Annotated in this window: 13 protein-coding genes; 6 read left to right on the forward strand and 7 right to left on the reverse strand. The window is 63.3% G+C overall.

What is annotated here, in order from left to right:
* The first annotated feature begins 80 nt into the window (after positions 1–80).
* Positions 81–557 (forward strand): hypothetical protein, encoded by a 477-nt coding sequence (locus tag AB7I51_RS11670; RefSeq protein ID WP_428404407.1) that lies wholly within the window; start codon positions 81–83, stop codon positions 555–557.
* A gap of 80 nt (positions 558–637) precedes the next feature.
* Here the strand turns inward: AB7I51_RS11670 and AB7I51_RS11675 are convergent, their stop codons facing one another.
* From AB7I51_RS11675 to AB7I51_RS11700, 6 genes are all read right to left on the reverse strand, one after another.
* Positions 638–877 (reverse strand): hypothetical protein, encoded by a 240-nt coding sequence (locus AB7I51_RS11675; RefSeq protein ID WP_428404406.1) that lies wholly within the window; start codon positions 875–877, stop codon positions 638–640.
* Between the two features lie 318 nt (positions 878–1195).
* The gene (locus AB7I51_RS11680) at positions 1196–1477 is read right to left on the reverse strand and encodes a hypothetical protein (protein ID WP_428404405.1); all 282 of its coding nucleotides are present in this window, start codon (positions 1475–1477) and stop codon (positions 1196–1198) included.
* A gap of 150 nt (positions 1478–1627) precedes the next feature.
* The gene (gene acnA / locus AB7I51_RS11685; protein ID WP_428404404.1) at positions 1628–4339 is read right to left on the reverse strand and encodes an aconitate hydratase AcnA; all 2712 of its coding nucleotides are present in this window, start codon (positions 4337–4339) and stop codon (positions 1628–1630) included.
* 94 nt (positions 4340–4433) lie between these two features.
* The gene (locus AB7I51_RS11690) at positions 4434–5876 is read right to left on the reverse strand and encodes an MFS transporter (RefSeq protein WP_428404403.1); all 1443 of its coding nucleotides are present in this window, start codon (positions 5874–5876) and stop codon (positions 4434–4436) included.
* Positions 5877–5944: 68 nt separating this feature from the next.
* Entirely contained in the window at positions 5945–7540 is a 1596-nt protein-coding gene (locus tag AB7I51_RS11695) for a RecQ family ATP-dependent DNA helicase (RefSeq protein WP_428404402.1), read from the reverse strand.
* Complete coding sequence (locus AB7I51_RS11700; protein ID WP_428404401.1) at positions 7537–7833, reverse strand: hypothetical protein; 297 nt, start codon at positions 7831–7833, stop codon at positions 7537–7539. Before AB7I51_RS11700 ends, AB7I51_RS11695 begins: the two co-directional genes overlap by 4 nt.
* 103 nt (positions 7834–7936) lie before the next feature.
* On the opposite strand from AB7I51_RS11700, the gene AB7I51_RS11705 reads away from it, so the two are divergent.
* From AB7I51_RS11705 to AB7I51_RS11725, 5 genes are all read left to right on the forward strand, one after another.
* A complete protein-coding gene (locus AB7I51_RS11705; RefSeq protein ID WP_428404400.1) occupies positions 7937–8263 on the forward strand; it encodes a hypothetical protein in 327 nt (108 codons plus the stop codon).
* A 401-nt stretch (positions 8264–8664) separates the two neighbouring features.
* Positions 8665–9189, forward strand: coding sequence for a signal peptidase II (gene lspA / locus AB7I51_RS11710; protein WP_428404399.1), 525 nt, complete (start codon positions 8665–8667; stop codon positions 9187–9189).
* A 98-nt stretch (positions 9190–9287) separates the two neighbouring features.
* Positions 9288–10025: a hypothetical protein gene (locus AB7I51_RS11715; protein ID WP_428404398.1), complete on the forward strand. Its 738-nt coding sequence runs from the start codon at positions 9288–9290 to the stop codon at positions 10023–10025.
* 67 nt (positions 10026–10092) lie between these two features.
* The gene (locus AB7I51_RS11720) at positions 10093–11421 is read left to right on the forward strand and encodes a M16 family metallopeptidase (protein WP_428404397.1); all 1329 of its coding nucleotides are present in this window, start codon (positions 10093–10095) and stop codon (positions 11419–11421) included.
* A gap of 88 nt (positions 11422–11509) precedes the next feature.
* Entirely contained in the window at positions 11510–12793 is a 1284-nt protein-coding gene (locus AB7I51_RS11725; protein ID WP_428404396.1) for a M16 family metallopeptidase, read from the forward strand.
* A gap of 24 nt (positions 12794–12817) precedes the next feature.
* On the opposite strand, the gene AB7I51_RS11730 is transcribed toward AB7I51_RS11725, so the two are convergent.
* Positions 12818–13125 (reverse strand): hypothetical protein (locus AB7I51_RS11730; RefSeq protein ID WP_428404395.1); only part of this gene is annotated, 308 nt, incomplete at its 5' end.

Consider the following 13125-nt stretch of genomic DNA (forward strand, 5'->3'; position numbering starts at 1 on the left):
CGCGGCGCCGGCGCGACAAGATGCTATAAGGGCGCGCGCGTTGGCGCGGCGAAATCATAAGAACCCGAAGGAGAGGAAATATGCGAGGCGCTTTCATCACGTTTGTCGCCGCAACGGCGCTGGCGTCGCTTTCGGTCGTCCCGGCCAACGCCTATTGCATGTTCGGCTGCGATCCGACCGAGGCGCATGCAAAGCAGATTTTCGAAAATCTGCTCAAGCAGCGCTTCGACAAGCCCGGCAAAATCCTCGAATTCAAGCAGACGATGGCCGAGCGTCTCGAGATGCACGCCACCGGAGAAAAGGGTTATGAGATTTTCTTCAACGCGCGCGTCGAATTTCCGGAAGGCGCAAATCTCGAATGCAAACCTGACGAGGCTGGAAAATTTCTCGAAGGCTGTTCGCCGAGCAATCATTACGTGACTTCGCCGCGAAGTTCCGATCCGAAGGGCAAGCAATATGTGGCGCCCGGCGCGACAGTGACGTTCGATGAAGAATACCGCTTCTACGAAGACCCTAAAGGCTGGAAGGGTCCGGACGGCAACGTCTACTCGCAATAATCCGTCAATCAAAAAACTATGGGCGCGCAATGCTTGCGCGCCCCAATAGCTTCATCCTCGCGTAAGCCAGAAAATTCGGCTCACAGGTCCTTGGAGTTCTGCGGGCAGCCGCAGGCGGCGTCGCAAGCCTTCTTGTTGGCGTCAACCTCCGCTTTGTTGGAGCCGTAATTCATCTTGCGGGAGAGATACTCGTCGTCGCATTTTTCAGCGCATTTGGCCTGCTTGTCTTCGTCCGCTTTATGGACGTCGCAATCAGCGAAGGCCGGGCTGATCATTCCGACGACAAGAGCCGCCGCCGTCACAATGGCGTATTTCCTCATTTTGGTCGCTTCCTTAACTAGCCCATCGGGCGTCTAGACTTCGCCTGCGTTGGACCCCTCCCGCCTTTGAACAGCAACGGCCTCACATAACGCAACGAGCGGCGGGACGATGTCGTAAGTGGCCGTGCATGTCAATTGCGCGTCGCTCGCGCGACGGGCCGCGACGAACCGCCACAGTATGGCGACAGGAGAGAAAATATCTTTTATTTCCAGTATCTTGTAAGAAGTCGGCGGCGGCTTCTCACCTTCTCGCCGGCGCAGCGCACAAGGGGCGCGCGATCTCTCGCGCGCCCCTTGGGCTCAAATCAAAGCGACTTTTTAGAGGTTGCTTGAATTCTGCGGGCAGCCGCATTTCTCGTCGCAAGACTTCTTGGCGGCCTTGATCTTGCTCATGTCCGCCGTCCAGCCCTGCTGGTCCTTAAGATAGGCGTCCTCGCACTTGCTCGCGCAAACCGCTTGGTCGTCCTCGGCATGCGTGTCGCAGCTGATGCGCGTCGCCTGGCTCGGCGCGCGCTGACCGACGGCGGCGTCGAAAGCGAACGACGGCGCAGTCGCCGCTAGGAACAGGGCGGCGGCCGCCGTAAGGGCGTATTTGTTCATAGGTAGATTTCCTCTTCTTCGCGTCGTGACTTTTTGTTTTTTGTAGAGCGCTGCGTTGAACGCATTCCAACCGCAACGGCTCGAATTCAACGCAAAGCAACATCACGCTGTCCGAGGACCATGAGCAAGTCAATCGATTTTTTGCGAGAATTAAGGGGCGAGTTGTCGCAATACGTAAGGAAGAATGCCGCCGTTTTTGAAGTATTCTAACTCGTCGAGCGTATCGATGCGCGCGAGCAGCGGCGCGGACTTTGTGGACCCATCCGGGAAAGCGATCGAAGCGATCAAAGTCTTGCGCGGGGCAAGTCCTTCGCGCAAACCGTGAATCGTCACGGTCTCGTCGCCTTTAAGGCCAAGCGTGTCCCAACCCGTTCCTTCCGCGAAGGTAAGCGGCAGCACGCCCATGCCGACGAGATTGGACCGGTGGATGCGCTCGAAGCTCTTGGCGATCACGGCGCGCACCCCAAGCAGCATGGCGCCCTTCGCCGCCCAATCGCGCGACGAGCCATTGCCATATTCGGCGCCGGCGAAAACGACGAGCGGCGCGCCCTCCGCGCCGTAGCGCATCGCGGCGTCATAGATCGACATGATCTCGCCGCCCGGATAATGCCTGGTCAGTCCGCCTTCGGGAGTGAGCCCGCTCTCGTCGCGCATGATGTGATTCTTAATGCGGATATTGGCGAAGGTGCCGCGCATCATCACTTCATGATTGCCGCGCCGCGTGCCGTATTGATTGAAATCGGCGGGCGCGACGCCATGCTCGATCAGCCATTTGCCGGCGGGCGACGCCGCTTTGATCGAGCCCGCGGGCGAGATGTGATCGGTGGTGATCTTATCGCCAAAGAGCGCGAGAATGCGCGCGCCGACGATGTCCTCGACGGGCTTGGGCGCGTGCTTCAGCCCGACGAAATAAGGCGGGTTGCGCACATAGGTTGACTGATCGTCCCAGCCGTAGGTCTCGCCGCTAGGCGCTTCGACCGCGCGCCAATGTTCGTCGCCAGAGAAGACATTGGCGTAGGTCTCGCGAAACAGATCGCGCGTCACCTGTTCGCGAACGAAACTCGCAATCTCGGTGTTGGTCGGCCAAATGTCGCGCAAATAGACCGGCGCGCCGTCGCCGTCATGGCCGAGAGCCTCTTTCGTCAGGTCTACGGCGATGGTGCCGGCGAGCGCATAGGCGACGACGAGCGGCGGCGAAGCAAGGTAATTCGCCTGGACGTCCGGATTAACGCGGCCTTCGAAATTGCGATTTCCTGACAAGACCGACGCCGCGACAAGGTCATGGGCGTTGATGGTCTTCGAGATCGCGGGCGGCAATGGCCCGGAATTGCCGATACAGGTCGTGCAGCCGAAGCCGACGAGATTGAAACCGAGTTCGTCGAGATATTTCTGCAGCCCCGACTTCGCGAGATATTGCGCGACGACCTGACTGCCCGGCGCGAGCGAGGTCTTCACCCAGGGTTTCGTCTTCAAGCCGCGGGCGATGGCGTTGCGCGCCAGCAATCCCGCGCCGATCAGCACGCTGGGGTTGGAAGTATTGGTGCAGGAGGTGATGGCGGCGATGACGACGTCGCCATGGCCGAGATCGAAACACTCGTCCTCGACCTTGTAGCGCTGGCCGAGCCCGTCCTCTTTCTTATATTCGGTCGCGAGCGCGCCGAGAAAGGCCGAGCCGACTTCAGAAAGCGACGCGCGGCTCTCCGGGCGTTTCGGGCCGGCGAGAGAGGGCGTCACTTCCGAAAGGTCGAGAGTCAGCGTATCGGTGAATTCCGGATCAGGCGCCCCAGGCTCGCGCATCATGCCTTGCGTCCGGGCATAGGCCTCGATAAGCGCCAGACGGTCGTCGGCGCGCCCGGACATATGCAGATAGGCGAGCGTCTCCTGGTCGATCGGGAAGAAGCCGCAGGTCGCGCCATATTCGGGCGCCATATTGGCGATCGTCGCGCGATCGGCGAGGCTCATATGATTCAAGCCGTCCCCGAAGAACTCGACGAATTTTCCGACCACGCCCTTCTTGCGCAGCATCTGGGTGACGGTCAGAACGAGGTCGGTCGCCGTCACGCCCTCCTTCGGCGCGCCGACCAGCTTGAAGCCGATCACCTCGGGGGCGAGCATCGACAGGGGCTGGCCGAGCATCGCCGCTTCCGCCTCGATGCCGCCGACTCCCCAGCCGAGAACGGCAAGGCCGTTGATCATGGTCGTGTGCGAATCGGTGCCGACCAGCGTGTCGGGATAGGCGAATTCGACCGTCTTCCCGTCAATTTGCTCGGCGCGCGTCCAGACGGTCTGCCCGAGATATTCGAGATTGACCTGATGGCAGATGCCGGTGCCGGGCGGCACGACGCGGAAATTGTCGAAGGCCGACTGGCCCCATTTCAGGAAGCGATAGCGCTCGCCGTTGCGCTCATATTCCAGTTCGACGTTGCGGGCGAACGCGAGCGGCGTGCCGAAACTGTCGACGATCACCGAATGGTCGATGACGAGATCGACCGGCACCAGCGGATTGATCTTCTGTGCCGATCCGCCGAGCGCGACGACTGCATCGCGCATCGCCGCGAGATCGACGACCGCCGGCACGCCGGTAAAATCCTGCATCAGCACCCGCGCCGGCCGGAAGGCGATTTCGCGCTCGGTCTTGCCTTTCTCGGTCAGCCATTTGGCGAAACTTTCGATCGACTCCTTGGTGACCGAACGGCCGTCCTCATGGCGCAGCAAATTTTCGAGAACGACCTTGAGCGAATAGGGCAGGCGGGAAACGCCGCGCAGCCCGTTTCCCTCAGCAGCCTTTAACGAAAAATACTGATAGGACCGGTCGCCCACGACGAGAGTTTTGCAGGCGTTGAAACTATCGAGAGAAGCCATGGAAGGGTCCTTGCGGCGCGGAAAGGGCCGGGCTCTTTCTAGAAAATTCCATGCCAGTGGGGCAAATGAAAAGGCGCGACGAACATCGAGCCTGTCAGCCGCGCCGCTCGCCGCGCAGCGGTCGTTCCTCCATACGCGCCAGGAAGATAAAGGACAGGCCGACGCAAACCGCGAGCGCGAAAAAAACCAGCCGAAAGCTCGAGAGCAGAGCGGCGCCGTCGGCGCTGGCCTTCATATCCTCGAGCAATTGCGCCCGGCCGCCGCCAATCGCCAAAGCGGCGAAAAGCGCGACGATCGCGCCGGCTGCGAGCTGCCGGAAGAATTGCATCGACGCGGTCGCCGTGCCGAGATCGCGGGAATCGACGGCGTTCTGCACGGAAACAGTGGCGACCGGCAGCATCGCGCCGATCCCGAATGTCGTGACGGTGAGCAGGGCATTGAGGGAAAGCAGCGACTCGCGCACGCCGGCGCCCATCATCGCCGCTGCGCCGAGCGCGGCCAGACAGCCGGCGCCGAGCCCAAAAAGCGGGGCCGCCTTGTAGTTTTTAAGATGCGCCATCAGCCGCCCCGACGCGGTCGCGCCGATGACGGTGCCGAGCATCAGCGGGATGAGCGTCAGCCCTGAATCGCTCGCGTTCATGCCGCCGCAGACTTCGTAAAAAATCGGCATCACCACCGAGAGGCCGACGAAGCCGCCGAGCCCGAAAGAGCTCGACAGGATCGCGTCGCGCACGATCCGCAAACCGAGAATCCGCAAGGGGATGAGCGGCTCCTCGGCGCGCGCGGTGCGCCAGGCGAAAAGCGTCCAGGCGAGCGCCGAGGCCCCCAGGAGACCGAGGATCGGCGCCGAGCGCCAGGGATAGCGAACGCCGCCCCAGCCGAGCGCCAGAACCAGAATCCCCGAGGCGGCGATGAGCAGCGCAGCGCCGAGATAGTCGACACGATGAGGATGGCGCCGCTCCGGCAGGCGTTTTAGGCGCGAATTGACGATCAGGAGCGCGGCGATTCCGAGCGGCAGATTGATCCAGAAGATCAGCGACCAATGCCAATATTGCGCAAAAAAACCGCCCAACGCCGGCCCCGCGATGCTCGAGGTGACGAACACCGCGGCGAAATAGGATTGATAGCGGCCGCGCTCTCTCGGCGAGACGAGATCTGCGACGATGGTCTGGCCGAGCGAGATCAGGCCGCCGCCGCCCAGTCCCTGGATCACCCGCGCCGCGGCGAGCGCCGCCATGCTGGGGGCGAGGGCGCAGGCGACCGAGCCGATCACGAAAGTCGCCACGCCGACCAGAATGACGCGGCGGCGCCCATAGACATCGGCGAATTTGCCGTAGAGCGGCGTCACCACCGTCGCGGCGATGAGATAGGCGGTCACGATCCAGGGCAGGTCCTGAGGATCGCCGAGGTCCGACGCAATGGTCGGCATGGCGGTGACCACGATCGTCTGGTCGAGGGCCGAGAGCAGCATCGCAAGGCCGAGCCCGAACATGACCTGTCGCAGTTCGGCGGCGTCTGGCGGCGAGTTGGCGGACATGACCTGTGAGGGGGGAGGGGACAGGGAGCCTATACAATGTTGCGGCGCGAAGCGAAACCCTCGGCGCCTCAAAGGTCCTTGCCGATGATCCGCAACAACGCCGCCGCGTCCTCGATCCCGCTGAGCAGCGGATCGTCGGCCGTGTCCGGCCGTTCGTGCGCCAGGGCTCGTAGCGTCCGTTCCGAGGCGATGGCGCGCGGCGGTACGCCGCGCCTTTTGGCGATGGCGCGGCGCTCGGCTTCGAGCGCCAGCAACAGCCGTGCGTCGTCGACGGTCAGCGGCGAATCCTCCTGCTGAATCGGCGCGAGGGCCGGCGCTGGCGCCGGCGCGATTTGAGAAACATCAGCTTCACCTTCTGGCAGGTCGCCGCGCGCCGCGACGCCGCTTGCGAGCCCGGCGCGCCAGCCGAGCGCCAGCGACGCCAGCCGGCGGGGCCACGCCATCGGCCCCCCGCGGCAATGGTCACATCTGCCGCACGGCGCGCTGTCTTCGCCGAACTCGGCGAGGAGGCGCTGAAAGCGGCAGCGCGGCGCCGCGGCGAGCCGGGCCATCGCCTGGCGTCTCGCGTAGTCGCCGGCGGCCGCCTCATTCTCCGGCGCCGTCTGTGGAATACGCCAGCGCAGGGCTAGTTCGGCGGGCGAGAACAGGGTCAGCGCGCGCGCCGGGGCGCCGTCGCGGCCGGCGCGGCCGATCTCCTGATAATAGCCCTCGACCGAAGTCGGCAGATCGGCGTGAACGACGAAGCGCACATCCGGCTTGTCGACGCCCATGCCGAAGGCGATGGTCGCGACCATCACGGCGCCCTTGCGTGCGAAGAAGGCGTCCTGATTTTCCGACCGCGTATGGGCGTCGAGCCCGGCATGATAGGGCAGCGCGTCGAAGCCCAATCGGGAGAGTTCGCGGGCGAGGGCGTCGGTCCTGTTGCGCGAGTTGCAATAGACAATGCCGCCTTCTTTGCTGCGGCCTTTTTGCGCAAAATTGACGATCTGGCGCAGGCCGGCGCGTTTTTGCGCAAAATCGAGCGACAGATTCGGCCGCGCGAAGGAGCGCTGGAAAATCTGCGGCGGGCGCGAAAACAGCGTGCGGGCGATGTCGTCGCTTGTCCGCGGACTGGCCGTCGCGGTGACGGCGAGCGTCGGCGGCGCGCCGAGCTTTCGCGCGATTGCGCCGAGCTGGCGATAGTCGGGCCGAAATTCATGGCCCCAATGCGAGACGCAATGCGCCTCGTCGATGGCGAAGAGACGGATGCGAATGCTGCGCAGCAATTGCTGCGTTCCCTCCTGGGCGAGACGCTCGGGCGCGCAGTAAAGCAGCCGGGTCTGGCCTGAACGCACGGCGTCGATCGCCGTCGCGGCTTCCTCGTCCTCCTGCATCGAATGCAGCGCGACGGCGCCGACGCCCTTGTCGCCGAGGGTGCGCAGCTGGTCGCGCATCAGCGCGATCAGCGGCGAGCAGAAGAGCACGAGACCGGGGCCGGGAGCGGCGGCGGGGAGCTGATAAAGGAGCGATTTGCCCGAGCCGGTCGGCATGATGGCGATGGCGTCTCGGCCGGCGAAGATCGCCTCAACGACCTCCGCCTGCCCCGGCAGAAAGTCCGAAAAGCCGAATTTGCTGCGCAGCAATTCCCGCGCTTCGGCTAATCCAGCGGTCAGTCCCCCTTTCATGGCGCCGCTTGCGACAGCAGCGCCTCGGCGATCTCGCGCCATTCGTCGTCGAGCGCGCCTCGATGCGGCTCCCGCTGCGCGCGGCGATACCAGTAAGAGGCGTTGGAGAGATCGCCTTCCTTGCGATGGAGATAGGCGTGAACCCACATGCCGTCGGGATCGGATTTGTCGTCGACGCATTTATGCGCCGCGTTCCAATCGCCCCTGGCGTCGAACCAGAGCGCCCGGAGCGGCGGCGGCAGAGCCGGCGGCTCGCCGGCGGAAAGCGATTCGAGAAAAGCGTCGAGGGTCATGCTTACGCTCAAACTTCAAAAACGCGCCATCGCGGCGACAAACTGAGTAATATCTCACTTTGCAGTTCGAGGTCTTGAATACGCAATCGCTGAATTCGTTGCTGTGCTTGCAGAAAAGCGGAGAAAATTAATGTCGCCGCAAAAAGCCAGTCTCGGTCTCGAGGCGTTCATTGACGAGACGCTTCGCCTGTCCGCCAAACATAATTACCATCCCACGACCTTTGTTGGCATGCGCGCAAGATATGGAACACATGCGGCGATCTCTCGTCTTGTCGTCAGCGGCGATCTTCAGAGTGGATTCAAACGCCTCTGCGAGTTTGGCTTAAAGGAATGGACGATTGAAAGCGCCATATTGAAATTTCCCGACGAGTTTTCGATGGAAATACAGGAATGTGCGGCGTTTGGGCTGGGACAGGTCAAAAAGGGATAGAAATTTTCGTCAATCCCAAGATCCCAAAGGAGAGGCAAATTTTTCGCTCGGCCGCCCCTTTCACCGCCCACAATCTCACTCTTTCGCTCCGACGAGTCTTCGCGCGCCGCCGCCAGCGCCCCTAGACTGGGGATTATTTCAGTCCTCTTTCGGCCGTCATGCCCGGCCTTGTGCCGGGCATCCACGCCGGGACATCGCGAAACGCTTCGCGCAGAGCCGGCAGGTTCGGCTCGTAGTCTCACATTTGCCGCGCCTCGCCGCGCGGATGGCCGCGACAAGCGCGGCCATGACGCGGTGAGATGGCGCATCACTAATCTGGATTCGGAGCCGCCGCCGTCTCGGGCGAACTTTTCATTTTCTCCCGGCGGCCTTATTGCTGCGCCCCGGTCGGAGACGCCCCCTTGCCCTTAAGATTGAAACTTGCCGCCCTTTCGCCCCGGGTCCTGGGGCTGTCGGCGGCGCTCGCCGCTTTGGCGGCCGATCAGGCGCACAAATATTGGATGCTGCATATTTTCGACGTCGCCGCCCGCCCGCCGATCAGCCTCACGCCGTTCCTCGACATTGTTCTGTCCTGGAATTTCGGCGTCTCCTATTCCCTGTTTCCGGCCCATGAGACGGCGGCGCGGCTTGTCCTGCTGACCGTTCAGGGCGCGATCATCGCCGGTCTGGCGATCTGGATGGTCCGCACAAGGAGCCGGGCGACGGCGCTGGCGCTCGGGCTCGTCATCGGCGGCGCGCTCGGCAACGCCGCCGACCGTATGACGCGCGGCGCCGTCGCGGATTTCTTCTATCTCCACACCAGCCTGCCGGTCGGGCCGCTGGCCAACTACGTGTTCAATCTCGCCGACGTTTTCATCACCGCAGGCGTGGCGCTGCTGGTTTTTGAAGGATTCTTCCTGCCCCAGGAGCGCCGCGCGGAGAGTTGAACGCGCCCGCCGCGCTCAAACCGAGCCTTCGCCACCAAATCGCCAAGAAGTCGCGGCCATGTAGCGTCAAGCAACCGGAGCCCCACGGAGTCCGATAGATGAAGCTTGCTCAGTCGCAGCTCAGCGCTCTCTGCGCTCTCGCCGGCCTCGCCGCGATCCAGGCCGCGCCCGCTCTGGCCGGCGACGACAAATCGACATGGACGGCAGTGATGGAGATGGTCGGCGCGTCTTCCGACGAAGGCGCCGGCAAGATCGATTACAGCGAGCGGCCTAAGCTCGTTCTGCCCCCGAGCCTCGCCGAGCTACCGCAGCCGCGCGAACGGGCGGCGCGCAGCGGCGACTGGCCGGCAGAACTCTCTGCCGAGCGGAGCCGCAACGTCAACCGCTTTGCCCGTGTGCCCAATGCGAATGCGCAGCCGGAAGCGCCGCGCCCGGGGGTGTTTGCGCGCGTTATGTCTTACGCGTCAGGCGCGCGGGGGGAGCCGGCGGCGCCGGCGATCCATGAGCCGAACCGCATCATGCTGACCGAGCCGCCGCCCGGCTACCGCCGGCCGACGCAGGATTTGAACAAGATTGGCGACGCGGAAGCCGCCAAGAAAAAGTCGTGGTGGAATCCGCTGACCTGGGGACGCGGCGGCGAGCAGACCGCCAACGCGGCTGACGAAGAAAAGCTGCGGCCTGAGGAACAGGGCGCTTTTTCGTCCGTACGTAAACTCATGGGCTGGAACTCGTCAGATTCGACGACGAGCTCGGAGAGCCAGCAGACGTCGTCGAGCGAATCGGGCTCGTGGTTCCAAATGCCGCGCTTCGTTCGCGGGTCTGACGACACGAGGTAAATTTCGGCCTATATTAGGAGACCATACTCTCCTGGTTGCGCGGCCGCTGCCGCGGGAAAGGCCGTTCATGTCATTTGAGACGAAGGCGCGAGCCGTCGCTGCGCTTGCGCCCGGCGCAGCCGCGCCGGAGCCCGCGCGCGCAAGCATTTCGAGCTTTACGCTCGACAACGGCATGGAAGTCGTCGTTATCCCCGACTCCCGAACGCCCGTCGTCACCCATATGGTCTGGTACAAGAACGGGGCCGCCGACGATCCGCTCGGCCAGTCGGGCATCGCGCATTTCCTTGAACATTTGATGTTCAAGGGCACGAAAACGCATCCACAGGGCGAGTTCTCCAACCTCGTCGCCGAACTTGGCGGACAGGAGAACGCCTTCACCAGCTATGATTACACCGCCTATTTGCAGCGCATCGGCAAGGAGCATCTTTCGACCTTGATGGCGTTCGAAGCGGACCGCATGCGCAATCTGGTTCTGACCGACGAGGTCGTCGATCCGGAGCGCAACGTGGTGCTCGAGGAGCGCCGCATGCGCACCGACAGCGATCCGGCGGCGCAGCTCGATGAGGCGGTGCAGGCGGCGCTCTTCGCCCGACATCCCTATGGCACGCCGATCATCGGCTGGAATCACGAGATCGAGGGGCTCGATCGCGCGCATGCGCTCGCCTATTACGAACGCTTCTACACGCCGGAAAACGCCATTCTCATCGTCGCGGGCGATGTCGAGGCGGATGAGGTCGAGCGCCTCGCCAAGGACAGCTACGGCAAAATCCCGGCGCGATCCTCAGCCCCGCGCCGCGCCCGCACAAAGGAGCCGCCGCACCGCGCCCACCGCTTAGTGACGCTGCGCGACGAAAAGGTCGAGCAGCCGGCTCATGAACAGGTGTTTCTGGTGCCGTCCTACACCACCGCGAAGCCGGGCGAAGCCGAAGCGCTGGAGACGCTCGCCTATATGCTTGGCGGCGGACCGACGAGCGCCCTTTATGAAACGCTCGTCGTCGAGGAAAAAGTCGCGGTCGGCGCCGGCGCTTATTACATGGGCTCGGCCGTCGACGACACGCGGCTCTGGGTCTATGCGACCCCTGCGCCGGGCGTGGCGCTTGAAGATCTGGACGCGGCCATCGACGGCGTGCTGCGACGCTTCGGAGAAGAGCCGATCGATGCGGAACATTTGCAGCGCGCCAAGACTCGCCTGATCGCCGACGCGATCTACGCTCAGGACAGTCAGTCCTCGCTCGCGCGCTGGTATGGCGAATCGCTGGCCACCGGGCTCGCCATTGAGGATGTCGTCGCCTGGCCTGATCGCATGGAGCGGGTGACCGCCGCGGATGTGCAGAGCGCCGCGCGCAAATGGCTCGACAAGCGCAGGGCCGTCACCGGCTATCTGCTGCCGGCTTAAGACGGCGATCGGCATTAGGCAGTCGGCAGTCGGCCGACGCCCGATCCGACTGCCGAAGCCCGACTGCCGACTGCCGTTAGGAATTGATATGACCGCACACGCGCCCACCGTCACCATCGCTTCCCGCGCCGAACATGTGCAGCGGATTACGACACCCGGCGGCATCGAGGCCTGGCTCGTTGAAAGCCACGCCGTGCCGCTCGTCGCCCTCGAATTCGCGATCCGCGGCGGCGCGGCGCAGGACCCCGCGGAAAAGCCCGGCCTCGCGACGCTGCTCGCCGCCACGCTCGACGAAGGCGCCGGCCCCTATGACGCGCGCGGCTACCATCGCGCCATCGACGAACTCGCGATTCATCTCGGCTTCGGCGCCGATCGCGACGCGATTTCGGGCCATCTGCAGACACTCTCGCGCAATGTCGACAAGGCCTTTGGCCTTCTAAAGCTCGCGCTCAACGACGCGCGGCTCGAAGCCGGCGACGTCGCCCGCGTGCGCAGCCAGCTCGCCGCCGAATTGAAGCGCGACGTCAATGAGCCCGATTCGCTCGCGGCGAAAGCCTTTCGCGAAGCGGCCTTTCCGAATCATCCCTATGGGCGCCCGGTGCGCGGCGATATCGCCTCGATCGACACGCTCTCGCGCGAAGATCTCATCGCTTTGCGCGAGCGGCTCTTCGCGAAGCGCGATCTCAAAATCGGCGTCGTCGGCGCGATCGACGCGGCGACGCTCTCCGAACTTATCGACGCGAGTTTCGGCGGACTTGCGCAGCAGAACGATCTCGCGCCGGTCGAGGACATTTCGGTCGCCAATGTCGGCATGCGCCAAATCATCGATCTCGACGTGCCGCAATCGACGATCCGTTTTGGGCGCCCGTCGATCACCAAGCATGATCCGGATTATTACGCCATCGTCGTCGCCAATCACATTTTGGGCGGCGGCACCTTTACGTCGCGGCTCTTTCGCGAAGTGCGCGAGAAGCGCGGCATGGCCTATTCGGTCTATTCGCATCTCAACGAATATGACCATTGCCCGATGCTGATCGGCGCCGCCGCGACCAAGAACGAGCGCGCCGGCGAAGCGATCGGCGTGATCGAGGAAGAATTCAGGCAGTTCGCGGAAGGCGGGCCGACCGAAGACGAATTGGACAAGGCCAAGAAATTCCTCATCGGCTCCTATGCGCTGCGTTTCGACACGTCGACCAAGATCGCGAGCCAACTCGTCAATCTGCAGCTCGACGGATTCGAACCGAGCTTCCTCGACGAGCGCAACGGCAAAATCGCCGCTGTGACGATGGAAGATTGCAAGCGCGCCGCGCTGCGGCTCTTGGGCGATGGCGGGCTGCTGGTGACGGTGGTGGGGAAGCCCGCGGGGGTGTGATGGGTCTTCCGCTACGATACCGCTTTAGGTATTTCGCGAGTCTGCAAGAGCCTCTTGCATGGGCTTACGTTCGTCGTTCTCGACGATCACTGCACTCCCACTCCCGATGCCAAATGAAAACAGTAATTCTTTTGGCTTTGGACGAGCGGCGTGTACTGTCTTCAGAACCTCTTCAACGTCGAGGCGTGCGCGTTCGGCAAAGTCTTTGGTCATCCGTGAAGAACTCGCAAGGCGTTGACGTGACGAAGTTTTGAGACCTGCGGAAGTAATCGTTTCCGCAGGTTTTCGCTGCGCGGGATGCTGTTTGCTTGCAAATTGATCCGGCGCCGCTG

Origin of the sequence: Methylocystis sp. (assembly GCF_050246715.1) — a bacterium.
GTDB lineage: Bacteria > Pseudomonadota > Alphaproteobacteria > Rhizobiales > Beijerinckiaceae > Methylocystis.

What these genes read in the sequence shown, in the direction of transcription:
- acnA (WP_428404404.1), bottom strand. Translation starts at nt 4,339, where the DNA reads ATGGCTTCTCTCGATAGTTTCAACGCCTGCAAAACTCTCGTCGTGGGC.
- AB7I51_RS11715 (WP_428404398.1), top strand. Translation starts at nt 9,288, where the DNA reads ATGAAGCTTGCTCAGTCGCAGCTCAGCGCTCTCTGCGCTCTCGCCGGC.
- AB7I51_RS11725 (WP_428404396.1), top strand. Translation starts at nt 11,510, where the DNA reads ATGACCGCACACGCGCCCACCGTCACCATCGCTTCCCGCGCCGAACAT.
- AB7I51_RS11675 (WP_428404406.1), bottom strand. Translation starts at nt 877, where the DNA reads ATGAGGAAATACGCCATTGTGACGGCGGCGGCTCTTGTCGTCGGAATG.
- AB7I51_RS11690 (WP_428404403.1), bottom strand. Translation starts at nt 5,876, where the DNA reads ATGTCCGCCAACTCGCCGCCAGACGCCGCCGAACTGCGACAGGTCATG.
- AB7I51_RS11695 (WP_428404402.1), bottom strand. Translation starts at nt 7,540, where the DNA reads ATGAAAGGGGGACTGACCGCTGGATTAGCCGAAGCGCGGGAATTGCTG.
- AB7I51_RS11680 (WP_428404405.1), bottom strand. Translation starts at nt 1,477, where the DNA reads ATGAACAAATACGCCCTTACGGCGGCCGCCGCCCTGTTCCTAGCGGCG.
- AB7I51_RS11720 (WP_428404397.1), top strand. Translation starts at nt 10,093, where the DNA reads ATGTCATTTGAGACGAAGGCGCGAGCCGTCGCTGCGCTTGCGCCCGGC.
- AB7I51_RS11670 (WP_428404407.1), top strand. Translation starts at nt 81, where the DNA reads ATGCGAGGCGCTTTCATCACGTTTGTCGCCGCAACGGCGCTGGCGTCG.
- AB7I51_RS11700 (WP_428404401.1), bottom strand. Translation starts at nt 7,833, where the DNA reads ATGACCCTCGACGCTTTTCTCGAATCGCTTTCCGCCGGCGAGCCGCCG.